The sequence below is a fragment of the Streptomyces sp. NPDC006487 genome (assembly GCF_042870555.1).
Taxonomy (GTDB): domain Bacteria; phylum Actinomycetota; class Actinomycetes; order Streptomycetales; family Streptomycetaceae; genus Streptomyces.
Genome location: NZ_JBIAHN010000013.1, coordinates 312053 through 326891, shown reverse-complemented (window position 1 = coordinate 326891; position 14839 = coordinate 312053). Strand labels below are relative to the sequence as shown.

Genomic DNA, 14839 nt, shown 5'->3' with positions numbered 1-14839 from the left:
GCGGCGGGGCGGGCGGGGCGGCCGCCCGCCACTCACCCCACCTCGGGGGGGTGTGCGGGCGGCCCGGCGCCGGGGGGGGGGGGGGGTGGCCCGGGGGGGGGGGGGGGGGTTTTCCCCCCCACACCCCCCCCCCCCGCCCCCGCTCAACTTCCGTCCGGCAGGCGCCCGACCGGCAGTAGGAGCGTGGTCACGGCGCCCCCGTCGGGGGCGTTGGAGAAGCGGAGTTCGATCTCCAGTACCTCCGCCTGCCCGGCGGCGATGGTCAGGCCGAGCCCGTGGCCCCGTCCGCGCCCCGGATCCCCGGTGCGGAAGCGCCTCGGGCCCTGTTCGATCAGCTCGGCGGGATAGCCGGGCCCGTGGTCGCGTACGGTCACCAGCGGGCCGGTGACGGTCACTTCGACCGGCGGCAGCCCGTGTTTGTGGGCGTTGACCAGCAGGTTGGCCAGGATCCGGTCCAGCCGGCGCCGGTCGGTGAGCACCACCGCGTCCCGCTCGACCCGTACCGTGACCGGCAGCCGGGTGCTCGCCGCAGCCCGCTCCACCGCGCGGCCGAGTTCCACCCTGGCCAGGTCGGCCCGTTCGACGCCCGAGTCCAGCCGGGAGATCTCCAGCAGGTCCTCGGTGAGCAGGTGCAGGGCCCTCAGCCGGTCGTTGATCATCTCCTTGGGCCGCCCCTCGGGCAGCAGCGCGGCCGCGGCCAGGGAGCCCGTGAGCGGGGTGCGCAGCTCGTGCGCGACGTCCGCCGTGAACCGCTTCTCCGCCTCCAGCCGGGCCTGGAGCGAGGCCGCCATGGAGTCGAGGGCCTGTGCCACGTCCCGCACCTCGTCCCGGGAGCGGGGGCGCGACCCTTCCCCTCCGGCCGGGAAGCCGACGCGTGCGTCGAGGTCCCCGGCGCTGATCCGGCGGGCCACGGCGGCCGTGGTGGCGAGCCGCCGGCTGATGCGGTTGGCGAGGAAGAGGCCGGCGAGGGCCACCACCCCGGCGGCGAGGACGGCGGAGACCAGGATGGCGGCGTCGGTCTCCCGGAGCCGGGTGCGGGTGCTCTCGTAGGGGACCCAGACGGCGAGGGGCTTGCCGTCGGCGGGTCCGGCCGCCCACATGACGGGTTTGCCGTCCTGGGTGCCGGTCATGCTGCCCGTCAGTCCGCGGGCGACGAGCTCGCGCAGCGGGGCCGGGAGGCCGGGCGGGTCGAGGGCGCTGTTCCCGTCGCCGTGCGCGGTGCCGTACTCGTACTGGCTCAGGGCGTAGTCCAGCTCCCGGTCCACGTCCTTGCGGACCTCGCCGACGAGCTGGCGGGCGACCACGTTGTGCACGAGGATGCCGAGCACGGCCGCGACGGCGCAGCACACCGCCGTGGTGGTCATGGCGATCTTCCACCGCAGGCTGCTCGTGCGACGCATCGGGATCCCGGCCTCCTCAGCCGGTGCCGGTGCCGGTGCCGGTGCCCGGGAGAGGGCAGGGGGAGGTGTCGCCCTGGTTCGGGCACTCGTCCAGGGTGAGCTGGGAGAGGTTCATGATCCCGGCCTCCGGGTCCCATACGTAGTCGGAGATGGAGACCTTCTTCGGGTTCGAAGTCGGCTCGCGCACTGCCAAGTGCTCGGCGGCCACTTCCACGCCTTCCAGCACCCCGCGCCGGGACAGGATGCGGGCGATGGTTCCGTCGTCCTGGACGGTGTAGACGCGCAGTTCGCTGACCCGGCCGTCGATGTCCAGGGCGGTGATCAGCTCTTCCGTGCCGTTGCCCGTCACATCGGCCAGTACCGCGGGCCGGACGGGGCAGTCGGGTCCGCCGTCCACAGCCTGTGTACAGAGCGCGATGCGCTGGATCGCCCGGGGGTCGACGAGCCGGCCGGTGCCGGCGTCGGCGGTGTTGGCGGCGGTGATGTCGGCCCGTACGACGTCCACGGCGTTCACGCCCCGCATGGACAGCCCGGGGACCTTGGCGAGACCGGGGACGACGGTGGCCGTGCCGGGCTGCTGGCCGGGGGCCGGCGGGTCGGGGCGGATGTCCTTCCACAGGGTGCGGGGGGCGCGGGCCGTGCCCAGGTCGCCGTCGCTCTGGAGGCCCTCGACGTCGGCGCAGCCCGTCGTGGCCGCCAGGGTGGCCGTGGCGGCCGTGAAGAGGATCGCCCGGCTGCGCCGGCGGAGGCTCATGCCCCGATGCTCCCCCGTGGGACCGGGGCGGGCCCGGGGGCAGAGCCATTGGAGGGACGGCGCGACGCCGCCGAGGGGCTCCGCCCCCGGACTCCTGCGCCTCGAGCGCCGGCGGGGCTGGATTCGGGCGAGCCCGGCGGGCGGCGTGGGCCAGGCAAGATCCGAAAGAGACGGCCTAGTCGTGGGTGGGGTGGGCGAGGGCTCTGGCCGCCGCGAGTTCCTGGCGGACCGGGGAGAGGACGGAGGTTTCGTCCACCTCGGGGGGCGGGGTGGGGCGGAGCAGGGTGGGGGAGTCGACCCGGCGGACGCCGTGGGCCAGGGCCCGGAGGTCTGCCGCGATCCCCTCGACCTCGTGGGGGCCCGGGGGCTGCGCACCGTGGTTGACCCGGACCCGGGCGGCCGTCGTCGCGTCGACGATCCGCTCCACGGCGACCACCAGCGGCCACCACGCGGCGGCCCGTTCCCCGGTCGGCGGCGGCTCGGTCAGCGCCCGCTGGAACTCGCTGCGCACGCCGGACAGCTCCCGGTAGATGCGGCGGCGGGCCTGGAGCCGGGCGGTGCGGGCCGCCCGGAGTCCGGCTTCGGTGTCGGGGTCGCCGCCGAAGGCGCGCTCCACGTACCGGGCGGCGTCGTCCACCGCGTCGGCGAGCCGGTCGCCGATCCGGGTGTGCCAGCTCTCCGGCCAGAGCATGTACCCGGCGACCAGGGTGATGGCGCAGCCGATCAGGCTGTCGAGCAGCCGCGGCCGGACCAGGTCGAAGCCCTGGTGGTTGAGCAGGTCGGAGAGGAGCAGGATGACCGGGGTGATCGCCGCGGTCTGGAAGGCGTAGCCCTTGACCGAGAAGACGGGGATGAGGGCCGCCAGGACCACCATGACGGGCACGTCCCACCACCCCCGGGGCACCTCCGAAAGCACGGCGGCCGCGACGACGAGCCCGCCGGCGGTGCCCAGCGCGCGCAGCACGGCCCGGGAGAACACCGAACCGAAGTCGGGCTTGAGGACGAAGGTGACGGTCAGCGCGACCCAGTAGGAGCGCTCGATCTCCACCACCGATACGAGGGACTGCGCCAGCCCGATGCACAGCGCGAGCCGCAGCCCGTACCGCCAGGAGGCCTCGGAGAACATCATGTCGCGGACCACCCTGCGGGCCCGGACCCGCAGTGCGGCGGGCCGGCCGAGGCGGTCGTCCACGTTGTGCATGTCAGGCTCGGCCAGCGGAACGATGGTCGCGGCGTGCCTCAGGGCCGCGTCGATGGCCCGCTCGGACTGGCCGTCCGGCGCGGGCAGGTCGAGTACGGGGGTGTCCGTGCGGCCCTCCTCGACCGCCGTCGCCAGTTTCCGTACGGCCTCCGGGATCGCGGGGGACAGCGGTCTGCGGCGCAGGTGCGCGGCGGGCGCGGCCTCGACGAGCGGGATCAGTACGTTCAGCTGGGCCAGCATCCGCACCAGCGAGGGGCTGTGGCCGTGCACCCGGGCCCGGCGGCCCAGTACCAGGTCGTAGGCGTGGTTCAGGGCCTGGGTGACCTGCTGGCGGCGCGCCTCGTACGCGGGTCCGGGGCCGCCCGCGGCTTCCAGGGAGTCGGCCAGGGCCCGGTAGGCGGCGGCGACGGCTGCTCGCTCCGGTTGCCGGCCGCGCAGCGGCCAGCCCAGCAGGGTCAGCAGGAGGACGAACAGCCCGCCGGCGCTCAGCAGCAGCGGAGCCGTCCACCAGGGACTGGGCATGGGCAGGCCGGCGCCGACGACGGCGTTCAGCAGGAGCAGCAGCCCGGAGACGGAGGCCACCGTGCCGATGGAGGAGATCATCCCGGAGACCAGGGCGATCAGGGTGAGGACGCCGACCGCGACCCAGCCGTGCCCGAAGACCAGGGTGCCCAGCGCCACGCCCACGGCCCCGAAGAACTGGGGCACGGCGATGTTCAGGATCCGCATCCGGTAGGCGTCCGCGGTGTCGCCGATGACCCCGGACAGGGCGCCCATCGAGACGAGAGCGCCGTACTCGGGCTCGTCGACGGCGAAACCGACCGCCAGCGGCAGGGCCAGGGCCACGGCAGCGCGCAGCGCGGCGGCCCAGGGGACCGGTGCGGAACTCGGCCGGAGACCCTTCAGCAGCCAGGCGGGCGGCGCCAGCGGACCGAACCGTCCGGCTGCCGGCCCGGCCCGGTCCGTCCGCCCGGCCCGCCCGGACGGTATGTCTTCGGTGCGTTCGGTGCTCATTCCCGCTTCCGTGCCGCCGCTCGTGAATCGGTTCTTCTGCGCTGTTCTACGGATTGTTCTACGGATTTGCGCGTCAATCCGCCCGTTCCGAGCTTATGGGGTGCGGCGCAGTCGGCCCGTCAGCCAGGCGGCCAGCGCGGCGGCCAGCCCGACGGCCAGCACCACCCAGACGGTGGTCCGAAGGAACGCGGTGAGGGCGTCGTACACGGCTTCGGCGGCGGCCCGGTCGATGTCGGCCGGCAGGTCGTCCAGGGTGAGGCGGCGGCACAGGACCACGGCCGCCCACAGCAGGACGGCTCCGACGGCCAGCCCCAGCCCGGTGGCCAGGACGGCCCGGCGGCGCCGGACGGCGACGGCGATGGCCGTCGCGGCCAGCAGCACGGTGAGCACGGGGAGCCAGACCCCGGCGATCTGCAGCATGCGGAAGCCCTTCCGGAGCGCGCCGAGGTTGTCGTACTCCATGACCTTCACCGAGAGGTGGGTCACGGGGATGCGGTCGGCGAACGGCACCCCGTTCTCGACGAGGTCGTCCTTGACCCGGGCGATCACGGGCGCGAGGTCGATGGTCACGGCGTTGCCGTCACCGGTGGTCAGTGCCTGGAAGAAGGCGCCGTGGGCGGCGCGGTTCGCGGCGTCCCAGGCGGTTCGGTAGGCCGGGGTGGAGACGAAGGAGCGCAGGGCCTCGCCGAGCAGGGCGTCGACCCCGCCCTGGAAGGGGCCGGCGTCGAGCTGCCCGGAGAGGGCCCGGCCGGCCTGGGTGACGACGAGGTTCTGCACGGCGGGATCCGAGGCGAGCGGGGACATGGCCGCGGTGTAGCGGTCGGCGCTGCCCAGTTCGTGATCGGCCCAGTACGCGACGGCGCTCGCGGGCACCAGCAGGGCCACGAGCGCGATGAGTACCGCCGAGAGGAAGGTCCGCACGTCACCAGGGAAAGGGGGCCGGGCGTGCGGCGCGAGCCGGGTTGCTGCGGCCGGGTGGTGGGAGAGGGGAGGGTCTCCCTTGCCCACCTTAATCTGGACATCTAATATCCAGATTATGAAAATGAGCGAGGGCGTCGAATGGGCCCTGCACAGCTGCATCAACCTGGCCTGGAGCGGTGACGGCCGGGCGGTCTCGGCGGCGCGGCTGGCGGCCTGGCACGAACTGCCCGCCGCGTACCTCAACAAGCAGCTGCAGGCCCTGGCCCGGGCGGGCATCGTCACCTCCACGCCCGGCCCGCGGGGCGGCTTCCGCCTCGCGCGCCCGCTCGACTCCGTCTCGCTCATGGACGTGGTCGCCGCCGTCGAAGGGCCGGACGAGGCCTTCCGGTGCGCGGAGATCCGCCGGCAGGGCCCCGGCGCCGGCGAGGAGCCGCCCGCGGCCGACTGCGCCATCGCGCACGCGATGGGCCGGGCCGAACTGGCCTGGCGCCGCGCGCTGGCCGCCCAGACCCTCGACGAGATCCGGCAGGAGGCCGAACGGCAGGCCCCAGGGTCCCCCGAGCAGCTCCGCGCCTGGCTCGCCGCCGCCCGCTGACCCACCCTTCGGACAAAGCCCCAGGAGCTCGGAATGACGCGCAGCATCACCAACCCGGCAGAACTCCACGACCCCACCGGCTACGGCTACAGCCACGTCGTCTCCGCGCCCGGAGAGCAGGTCTTCATAGCGGGCCAGTACGGCTCCGACCCGACCGGCCACGTCGTCTCCGACGCGTTCGACGCCCAGGTCGGGCAGGCCTTCGCCAACCTCCGCACCGCCCTGGAGGCCGTGGGCCTGGGCCTGGGCGACGTCGTCCGCATCGGGACGTACGTCGTCGGGCACGACCAGGAGAAGCTGGAGGTGCTGCTGGAGCACCTGCACGCCGCCTGGGGCACCGAACTGCCCGCGCAGACGCTGATCGGGGTGGCCGCGCTCGCCCTGCCGGACATGCTCTTCGAGATCGACGCGGTGGCGGTCCGGGCGCCTTCGGCGGCCTAGGGCCGGACTGCTCCGGTTGCCGGTCCCGGGTTGCGGGTGTGCCCTGGAGGATGGGAGAGAGGAGCCCGTCATGGCACATGCGGCACCCACCGCCCCCCGGGGGCACCGGCAGCCGGCGTCCGGTACGGCGGCCCACACGAGCAGGTCGGCCCTCGTACGACCGTTGCTCATGGGACTGGTCTACGGCGTCTACGCCGCCTTCATGAAGCGTCAGATGGGGCCCGTCGACGCGGGAAACGTCTTCTACGGGATCCTGTGCGGCGCGATCTTCGCCGCCTGCCTGGTGGCGCTGGCCCGGATCGGCCCGCGGCTGGCGCAGGAGCCGCACGCCGCGGCGTACGGGATCTTCGCGGGCATCTCCTTCGGCTACCTGTACAGCCTGGCCGGCGAGTCCATCCTGAAGAGCTCGGGCCTGGGTCTGCTCGTCGGTGCGGGGGTCGGCGTGGCCGCCTTCTACCGCTACCACACGCGCAACGCCTCGTAGGAGTAGGAGCCGTCCGAGCCCGACGGAGCCCCGGCCACCCGCCGTGCGCGGGGGGTCGGGGCTCCGGCGTACGTCATGGGGGACAACTCGGCTGGACCGGTACTTTCGGCGGTGCAAATACGGACAAAAGACCGAGGTGGGTGGGCGGGTGGTGGCCGAGACTGAATGAGGCGCCGGTTCCCGTGCCCCGTGGTCGAACCTCACGTGACCACTCTCCGTTGCCGAGGGCGCGGGAACCGGTGCCTCCTCATGTCGGGACGCCCCTGCGCGACGCCCTACGCGGCCGTGTCGTCTCCGGCCGGGGCCTCGGCGGCGGTCTGGGCGGTCTTGGCGGACTCGGGTTCCTGCTGGCGTGCGGGCGGGGCCGGCGGGGAGAAGCGGGCGGCCTCGGCGCGGAGCATGGCGTTCAGGGCGAGGTACGGGTCGAAGGGCATGGCGGAACCTCACGGTGTTCGGGGGTGTGGGGGGACGCGCGCCAGGGGTGCTCGGGTGCCCGGTGTGCCCGGTGTGCCCGGTGTGCCCGGTGGGCCGGCCTTGTAGGCCGTGCCGGGCGCGCGGTGCTGCTGCTCGGCCTCTCGGCCCCGTCAGCAGCGCAGGACCACACTCCGTACCGCCCGCAGGGATGCCGCGGATGCGATCGCCCCCGTCGGGTCCGGGACCGGCTCCTTGGGGCCGGACCGGGCAGGTTTCACGTGAAACACCGGCCGCTGTAGTCCCCGTACGCCGGGGACGCCGCGCGCGGGCACCCGTACCGCCACACGTACTTCGGGATCGCCGGCCGGATCGGCCGGTGCCTCGGTGGGTTCGGAGGGGGCGGTGGGCGCGGGCCGGGGGCCTTCGGCCGTCGCGGTGGACGGACCGGCGCCGCCGATGCCGAACAGGCACAGCAGCACGACGCAGAGCACCGTCAGGGCCGTCATCAGGGCCCTGTCCGGTGCCGTCGGCGCACGTCGCGTCCCGCTCATGCGGAGGGTGTGCCCCGACACGCGGGCGGACTCTCCGCCGGGACCGCAGCGTCCCTCGACCGGGGGACGAAGACACCCCCCACGGACCGTCAGGTGGCCGCAGGGGGTGTCCGCCTTCAGGGGCCGCCGCCGGTCAGCGCGGGGTGCGGCGGTGGCCGGTGAGGCGGGCCAAGACGGCTGTTTCACCGCTGACCAGCCGGAGTTGGGCCCGGCCGGACGGTCCGCCCCGCCCGGAGATCCCGGGAGAGACCCTGGTCACGGTGAACACGGCCGTACGCCGGTCGGCGCGCGTGACCTCGATCGTCTGCCCGCGCCGGAGTTCGCCGAGCCGGGGGAGGTCTCCGGAGACCACGGCGGTGCCGGCCGCGCCCGGGGCCGGGCCCGCGGAGTCCCACACGGCGTCGTCCGGGGCGGGGGGCTTGGCGTCGGCGGCCCCGGGTTCGAGGTCCGCCGCGTACGGCCCGCCGGGCCCGGCGTCCCTCGCGCCCGGCGGGGTACCGCCCGTCAGCGGTACGTCCGTCAGCGGTACGTCCGTTCCGAGGGCCGGGATGAGCAGCCGCAGCGGCGGCGAGGCCGGAAGGGCCGTGACCCCCGACCGTCCGGGCCGCCGGGAGCCCTTGCCGGTGGTGTGTCCGCCCGAATGCTCCAGCTGCCGGGCCAGCCGGCGCGGGCCGGACAGCCCCAGGACCCGTGAGGGCAGGGCGTCGCCCGCGGTCGGGGCGGTAGGCCGGCCGCCTTCGGTGGTGCGCAACACCCCGAGTCCGGTGCACAGCAGAGTCACCGTCAGTACGCCGACCACCCACTTGGCGCGGGGCATGGGAATCCCTCCTGGTCCGGCTCGGGCGGCCGGTCCCGAGAGCAGTGGACCCCTCCCCACCCCCCGGCGGGGCGCGTAACACGGACAACTGACGGCAAGTCATCGCCGTACGGACCTCCCTCGGGCACGTCTTCGCAGATGGCGGGCGGTGGGCCGGGGCCGGACCGGGTGTGGGGGGTGTGCGCCCGAACGGGTGAGAACGTCAAGGGCGGACCTTGGGCGTGTCGGATCGGCGGCACGTTCTGCCACATGCGAAAACCTGTCAAGCGGACCGATGTGCCGGGCCGTCGGCCTGAGTTGCGAGGGCGGCACGGGCCGCTTGTCCTTGGATCATGAATGATCCATACGCATATGCCCTGGCCATGGGTTCCCCTCACCTTCCGGACTTTCCCACCCGGTCCGCTTCGGACTGCCCCGCCGAAGCCCCGGCCGCTGCCACTGCCCCTACCGCGGTCCCTGCGTCGTCTCCTGCCCCCTTCGGAGGTGTCGGGCCGGTGCCCGGGAAGCGTTCCGAGGCGGCCTCCCGCAGGGCGTCCGCCAGGCCGTCCACCACGCGCCGCTCCCGCCAGGGGCGCTCCACCGCGCTCACACCCGCTCCGCTGTCCGGACGGGCTGCCGGACGGGCTGCCGGGCGGGCTGCCGGGCGGGAGACAGGACGGGCGCCGCAGCCCGGGTGAGGTACCCGGTGCCGAGCGGCGGGCCGTCCAGTTCGGTCGTGGCGGCCGCGGGCTGGAGCCCCGACAGGCGCCGCAGCAGGCCCGGGGCCAGTTCGGGGCCGACCGCCCGGCTCAGCGCCGAGGCTTCGGTGGGGTGTGCGTGCACCCAGCCGATGTGGCGCAGCCCCGACCAGCCCGGTTCCTCGGCGGCCTCCGCCAGGGCGCGGGCGGCGGGGGCCAGCGGCAGCAGGCTGACCGTGGCCGGAGCAGCCGGCTCCGGAGCCCCCGCCGGATCCGGCCGGACGGACTCGGCGACCGCGAGCCGGGTGAAGGCGGGCCGGGGCAGCTCCCCGTGGTCGGCGAGGTCGCTGACGGTCGGGGCCAGGCAGTGCACCCCGGCGGGGAACCCGTCCCGTACGGCCGCGGCGGAGACCGTACGCCCGGCCGGACCGGCGTCTCCGACGGTGACCAGATGGAATGCCGTACGCCTCCCCCCTCCGGAGGCGAGGGGCAGCAGCGCGGCCGCGGTGGCGGCGGGCTGCTCCACGCACCAGACGGCGTCGAAGGGTTCCGTCGGGGCGGAGGGCACCGGAGACGCGGGTGTGGAGCCGGCCAGGACGTCGGCGCCCCGGCGTGCGTCGAGCCGGGCCGCGAGGAGGTCCACGTACTCGGGATACAGCCCGATCAGCGCGAGCTGACGGGCCAGCAGGAGCCTGCTCTGCCGTACGTCGGTGGCGGTGAGCAGGGTCAGGTGGTGGCCGCGGCCGAGGAGTTCGGCGGCGAGCCGGATGCCGGTGGGGCTGGCGGCCCCGGCGAGGGCGATGTGCACGGCGGACTCGTTTCGAAGGAGGTGGGCGCGTGCGTCTACGTGGTGGCGGTGCTTCCGGGGGCTCCGGGCCCGACGGCCTGGACGGCCCGGGCGGTCTCGGTGGCCCCGGCGGTCTCGGCGGCGGCCGGGACGGGCGGCAGCGGTGCGGTGACGGTGACCTCGCCCGGGATCGCGACCCGTGCGAGGAAGGCGCCGCGCTCGGGACCGGCGCCGATGACGGAGAAGCAGACGGTGTCGCCCGCGCCGACCAGGCCGTTGATCACATCGGTGTAGAAGAGCACCGGTGTGGCGGAGGTGACGAGGTTGCCGAGTTCGCGGGCGTGCGCGGGGGCCTTGCGGGTGTCCAGGCCGGCGAGCCGGTGGTAGTCCTCGACCAGGGCCGGGCCGGCCTGGTGCGTGTAGATCCGCCGGACCTCGTCCACGAAGCCGGGACGGTGGGCGTCCATGGTCTCCTGGTTCAGCATCATGCCGCGCGAATAATAGCGGGCCAGTTCCGGTCCGTTGAGTCCGAATGCGGAGAGCTCGACGGATCCGGGAAAGCCCGGCGGGTGGGCGGCCCCGCCGCCGGGGTAGTGGATGAGCGGATCGCTGAATCCGGGCTCGCCCCCGAAATCGAGGGAATCGCGCGAATAGAAACCGAGCCCGCCCTCGAAGCTTTCGTCCCGCTCGAATACGAGCGCGGTCGCGGCATCGGAGAACAGCGCGCCGGAACACCACAGGGTGTGCGCGAAGGGATGCTCTCCGTCCGCCCCGCTGTACTGGGAAATGATGCCGTTCTCGTCGATTCCGATGGGACTCGCGGCGTTGTACGAGATCACCAGCGCGCGGCGGGCCCCCGACCGGGCCAGGTGCGCGGCGACGCGGGAGAGCCCGCCGCAGCCGGCGCCGAGCTGGAAGGGGGGCACGCTGTCCGGGATGCGCAGGCGGCGCAGCAGGTTGAAGGCGTCCTGGTCGAGCATGATCTCGTACGGGGTGCACGTGGCGACGAAGACGGCGTCGATGTCCGCCGGCTCGGCGAGGGCGGAGCGCAGGGCAGCGCGCGCGACGTCGACGACGGTGTCCAGCGAGGCGAAACGCTCACGGTCCCAGCTCTTGGAGGTGACCCCGAGTATGCGCTCGATGTCCGCGCCGCTGATTTCCTTCCCGGCCCGCTTCCGGTGCGGGATGTGCGCGAGCCGGGCCCATTCCTCGACGGAGATGACCTCGCCGATCTGGGCGCCGGCACCGGAAATCCGATAGGGGAACGGGTACGCGTACGCGGCGGGTGCGGGGGGATTGGCCGTTTCCGAGGCAGACATGCTTCTCCGGTCCGTGGAATCCGATGGGAACGGCTCCAGCCAACACCAGGGAGCGGACGGGGAGAAGGGAATGCGGGGGGTGCAGGGGTGAAAGCGTTGAATACGGATTTTCGTCGGGGGTGGTCCTCGTGAACGGGCCGCGGGTGGCCAATGCCCGGCTGGGGGACCTGCTGGCGGAGGCCGGGTGGAGCGGGGCGGAGCTGGCGCGGGCCGTCAACGCGCTCGGGACCCTGCACGGGCTGGCCCTGCGCTACGACCGGACGGCCGTCGCGCACTGGCTGTCGGGCACCCGGCCGCGCCGGCTCGTGCCCGAGCTGATAGCGGCGGCGCTGACGGAGCGGTGCGGGCGGCTGGTCACGGTGACCGAGGCCGGCCTCGGCACGGGCTCGGCGGGACCCGGCGTACGGCCGGGCCCGGGGGCGGGGGCGGCGGCCGAAGACGGGGGTGGGGGGCTGCTCCGGCTCGCGCTGCAGGCCAGGGCGGACGTGGACCCGCACGGCAGGCCGCCACTGCTGCGCAGCCCGTACCAGCCGGTGCCGGTACCGACCCCGGTGTGGGACCGGGAGCCGGCGCAGGGCGGCGGCGAGGCCGCCGCGGGCACGCCTCCGCGCACGCGAACGCCCCTGCGTACGCACACGGGCGCGGACACCCGCACGGTCGCGGACACCGCCGCGGGCACCGACACCCGCACGGGCATCGCGGAGCTCGCCGCGCGGCGGCATCTAGCGGCCCACGCCGAGCAGTTGAGGGCCCTCGCGGGGAGCTTCTCGGGTCTCTACCTCGCCCATGGCGGCGTCCACACCCGTGCTGCCCTGGCCGCCTGGCTGGCCCAGGACGCAGGAGCCTTCGCGGCCCGCCACACGGACGGTCCGGGCCCCGCCGTACGCGGACGGGGAGCACCGGGCCGCGGCCGCGGGGCGCCTGGCGTGTGGCGGGGGTACGCCCAACTCGCGCACCTACTCGCGGAGATGACGGCCGACTCCGGGTACCACGGGCTCGCGCAGGAGTACCACGGCATCGCCCTCGGACTGGCCCGGCAGGCCGGCGACCGGCGGATGTACGCGATCACCCTGCGCGCGATGAGCGCGCACGCCGGCCGGCTCGGGCAGCCCGCGCACGCGGTACGGCTGGCCCGGACGGCGGTGGAGACCGCGCCCGCCGACGGGGAGCCCGGCACGCTGGCGTTCCTCCTGGTCCAGCGCGCGGCCGCGCACGCCCATGCCGGTCAACGGGCCGCCGCCGCCGCGGATCTGGCCGCGGCCGACCGCTTGCACGTGAGGCACGCGGCGAAGCCGCCCGACGGGCCCTTCGACTCGTACGCCCGGGCCGATCTCGACTTCGCGCGGGCCCGGACCCACCTCGCGCTCGGCGAGTTCCCGGCCGCGGCCGACGCCCTGGAGCGGTCCCTGCGCGGCCGCGCGGCCGACCAGCACCGGGCCACCGCGCTCACGCACGCCGCGCTCGCCGAAACCCTGCTGCGCCTCGGATACCTCACCCGGGCCTGCGAGCACTGGCGGGCGTTCCTCACGGCGGCCCCGGCGGTGCAGTCGCGTGCCGTACGCGAGGCACTCGCCCGGCTGCTGCGCGATTTGACCCCGTACCGGCGGGCGCGGGAGGCGGTCCCGACCGTGGCGATGGCCCGGGCGCTGGCGGAACGGCTGCCGTGAACGCGCCGGGATGGTCGGCGGCAGCAGCCCGCTCGGTGCGTGCCGGCGGCTGCCCGCTCAGTGCGTGGCAACGGCCGCCCGGCGGTAGCGGAGTTCGGGAACCGGGGAGCCGTCCGCGTACTCGACGAGTTCACCGCCGTCGGGGTGGAAGCCGGCGACCTCGTAGAACCGGCGCGCCCGGGCGTTGCCTTCGACCACCCAGAGCCGTAGCGCGGGGTAGGGCGCCCGGCGCAGCACCTCGGTCAGCAGGGCGCGGCCGACGCCGGTGCCGATGACGTCGGGCCGCGCGTACAGGGCGTACAGCTCGCCCTCGTCCGGGGCCGTTCCCTCGGGATCCGTGCTCGTGGCGGGTCCGAAGGCGGCCCATCCGACGACTGCCCCGTCGGGGCCCTCGGCCACGAGGTTGGTCACGGCGCTGGCCGGATCGGCGAAGGCCGCGCGCCGCTGCTCGGCCTGCGCGGCGACGCTCATCCCGTCCAGGTAGGACTGCGGCATCAGCCCGACGTAGGCGTAGCGCCATGCGCTGGTGCGCACGGCGGCTACGGCGTCTATGTCGGGCTCGGTCATCTCGCGTATGCGAAGGCGGGGCTCACCCGCGGCTGTGTCGTCCATGCCGGGAGTGTGCCAGCGCGGTCACGAGCCCGGCACCGGGATTTCAGGGCCGGCCGGGGCCGTCCAGCCACGGCCTGCGCCCCGGCCCGGTCGGGTGGGTGCCGGTGACGCCCATGACCGCCGAGTAGAGGCTGGTCTCGGCGGTGATGAAGAGCCGGTTGCGCTTGGCCCCGCCCCAGGCGATGTTGGACACCGTCTCGGGGACGCGGAGCCGCCCGATCAGTGTGCCGTCGGGGTCGTAGCAGTGCACGCCGTCGCTCATGGCGGCCGCCCAGAGCCGGCCGCCGTCGTCGAAGCGGAGGTTGTCGAAGCGGGCCCCCGGTCGGGCCGCCGCATCGGCGAACACCTTGCCGTCGCCGAGGGTGCCGTCCTCGCGCACGTCGAAGACCCGGATGAGGCCGCCACGGGTGTCGGAGACGAGGAGCTGCCGCTCGTCGGGGGAGAAGACGAGACCGTTCGGGGCCTCGAAACAGTCGGCGACCAGGCGGACTTCACCGGTGCCGGGATCGATGCGGTAGACGTTGTTGGAGCCGATCTCGCTCTCGGCGACGTAGCCCTCGTAGTCGCTGGTGATGCCGAAGTCGGGGTCGGAGAACCAGATCGAGCCGTCGGACCGGACCGCGGCGTCGTTCGGGCTGTTCAGGCGCTTGCCCTGCCAGCGGTCGGCCAGCACCGTGATCGTGCCGTCGTGCTCGGTCCGCGTCACCCGGCGGTTGCCCTGCTCGCAGGTGATCAGCCGGCCCTGCCGGTCGAGGGTGTTGCCGTTGGTGTGCCCGGCGCTCCGCCGGAAGACGGCGACGGCCCCGGTCTCCTCGTCCCACCGCAGCATCCGGTCGTTGGGGATGTCGCTCCAGACCACCTGCCGCCACGCGGGGACGTAGACGGGCCCCTCGGCCCAGCGGCAGCCGGTGTGGAGGACTTCCAGCGCGTCGTCCCCGTTCATGCACCGTCCGGTCCTGAACCGGTCGTCGAAATTTTCGTACATGAGATTCCCCCTCATCCCGAACGTTCCGAATCTCGTTCGGCCCAAAAGCAACACTGCAAGATCTAGTATGGCCAACACAAGATCATTCCGAAGAGAGAGGCGTGGATCACAGTGGCCGCAGCCCCGTCGGGTCGAGGTGGGACCGGCCAAAAGGACGAGGCGGGACGAGCTGCCCGGCAGCGACCCTTGAAAGAGGACCG

15 protein-coding genes are annotated in these 14839 nt (G+C 74.3%); 4 read left to right on the top strand and 11 right to left on the bottom strand.

All coding sequences use genetic code 11. From position 1 onward, the window contains the following. Positions 1-143: 143 nt before the first annotated feature. The 4 genes from ACFYM0_RS24645 to ACFYM0_RS24630 all read right to left on the bottom strand — a co-directional run bounded on the left by ACFYM0_RS24645 (position 144) and on the right by ACFYM0_RS24630 (position 5290). Positions 144-1400, bottom strand: coding sequence for a sensor histidine kinase (locus ACFYM0_RS24645; protein WP_388504885.1), 1257 nt, complete (start codon positions 1398-1400; stop codon positions 144-146). A gap of 16 nt (positions 1401-1416) precedes the next feature. Next, complete coding sequence (locus ACFYM0_RS24640; RefSeq protein ID WP_388504882.1) at positions 1417-2154, bottom strand: hypothetical protein; 738 nt, start codon at positions 2152-2154, stop codon at positions 1417-1419. A gap of 175 nt (positions 2155-2329) precedes the next feature. After that, positions 2330-4369: an FUSC family protein gene (locus tag ACFYM0_RS24635; RefSeq protein WP_388504879.1), complete on the bottom strand. Its 2040-nt coding sequence runs from the start codon at positions 4367-4369 to the stop codon at positions 2330-2332. A 93-nt stretch (positions 4370-4462) separates the two neighbouring features. After that, the gene (locus tag ACFYM0_RS24630) at positions 4463-5290 is read right to left on the bottom strand and encodes a hypothetical protein (protein ID WP_388504877.1); all 828 of its coding nucleotides are present in this window, start codon (positions 5288-5290) and stop codon (positions 4463-4465) included. Positions 5291-5411: 121 nt separating this feature from the next. Between ACFYM0_RS24630 and ACFYM0_RS24625 the strand changes: the two genes are divergently transcribed. The 3 genes from ACFYM0_RS24625 to ACFYM0_RS24615 all read left to right on the top strand — a co-directional run bounded on the left by ACFYM0_RS24625 (position 5412) and on the right by ACFYM0_RS24615 (position 6810). Further along, positions 5412-5885 (top strand): RrF2 family transcriptional regulator, encoded by a 474-nt coding sequence (locus ACFYM0_RS24625; protein WP_388504875.1) that lies wholly within the window; start codon positions 5412-5414, stop codon positions 5883-5885. A gap of 33 nt (positions 5886-5918) precedes the next feature. Continuing rightward, positions 5919-6326 (top strand): RidA family protein, encoded by a 408-nt coding sequence (locus ACFYM0_RS24620; protein ID WP_388504873.1) that lies wholly within the window; start codon positions 5919-5921, stop codon positions 6324-6326. A 70-nt stretch (positions 6327-6396) separates the two neighbouring features. Then, positions 6397-6810, top strand: a complete 414-nt coding sequence (locus tag ACFYM0_RS24615) for a hypothetical protein (protein WP_388504871.1) — start codon at positions 6397-6399, stop codon at positions 6808-6810. Between the two features lie 275 nt (positions 6811-7085). On the opposite strand, the gene ACFYM0_RS24610 is transcribed toward ACFYM0_RS24615, so the two are convergent. The 5 genes from ACFYM0_RS24610 to ACFYM0_RS24590 form a co-directional block, all read right to left on the bottom strand. Next, the gene (locus ACFYM0_RS24610; protein WP_388504869.1) at positions 7086-7244 is read right to left on the bottom strand and encodes a hypothetical protein; all 159 of its coding nucleotides are present in this window, start codon (positions 7242-7244) and stop codon (positions 7086-7088) included. A 150-nt stretch (positions 7245-7394) separates the two neighbouring features. Next, positions 7395-7775 carry a hypothetical protein gene (locus ACFYM0_RS24605; protein WP_388504867.1) on the bottom strand — a complete coding sequence of 127 codons (381 nt, stop codon included), beginning with the start codon at positions 7773-7775 and terminating at the stop codon, positions 7395-7397. Between the two features lie 133 nt (positions 7776-7908). Further along, positions 7909-8592, bottom strand: a complete 684-nt coding sequence (locus ACFYM0_RS24600; protein WP_388504865.1) for a hypothetical protein — start codon at positions 8590-8592, stop codon at positions 7909-7911. 585 nt (positions 8593-9177) lie between these two features. Next, positions 9178-10077, bottom strand: coding sequence for a hypothetical protein (locus ACFYM0_RS24595; protein WP_388504863.1), 900 nt, complete (start codon positions 10075-10077; stop codon positions 9178-9180). A 35-nt stretch (positions 10078-10112) separates the two neighbouring features. After that, positions 10113-11375 (bottom strand): 3-oxoacyl-[acyl-carrier-protein] synthase III C-terminal domain-containing protein, encoded by a 1263-nt coding sequence (locus ACFYM0_RS24590; RefSeq protein ID WP_388504860.1) that lies wholly within the window; start codon positions 11373-11375, stop codon positions 10113-10115. A 128-nt stretch (positions 11376-11503) separates the two neighbouring features. On the opposite strand from ACFYM0_RS24590, the gene ACFYM0_RS24585 reads away from it, so the two are divergent. After that, positions 11504-13042 (top strand): hypothetical protein, encoded by a 1539-nt coding sequence (locus tag ACFYM0_RS24585; protein WP_388504857.1) that lies wholly within the window; start codon positions 11504-11506, stop codon positions 13040-13042. A 57-nt stretch (positions 13043-13099) separates the two neighbouring features. Here the strand turns inward: ACFYM0_RS24585 and ACFYM0_RS24580 are convergent, their stop codons facing one another. Together ACFYM0_RS24580 and ACFYM0_RS24575 are read right to left on the bottom strand one after the other, a co-directional pair. Further along, positions 13100-13654, bottom strand: a complete 555-nt coding sequence (locus tag ACFYM0_RS24580) for a GNAT family N-acetyltransferase (protein ID WP_388504855.1) — start codon at positions 13652-13654, stop codon at positions 13100-13102. A 43-nt stretch (positions 13655-13697) separates the two neighbouring features. Beyond that, positions 13698-14639 carry an SMP-30/gluconolactonase/LRE family protein gene (locus ACFYM0_RS24575; RefSeq protein ID WP_388504852.1) on the bottom strand — a complete coding sequence of 314 codons (942 nt, stop codon included), beginning with the start codon at positions 14637-14639 and terminating at the stop codon, positions 13698-13700. Between the last annotated feature and the right edge of the window lie 200 nt (positions 14640-14839).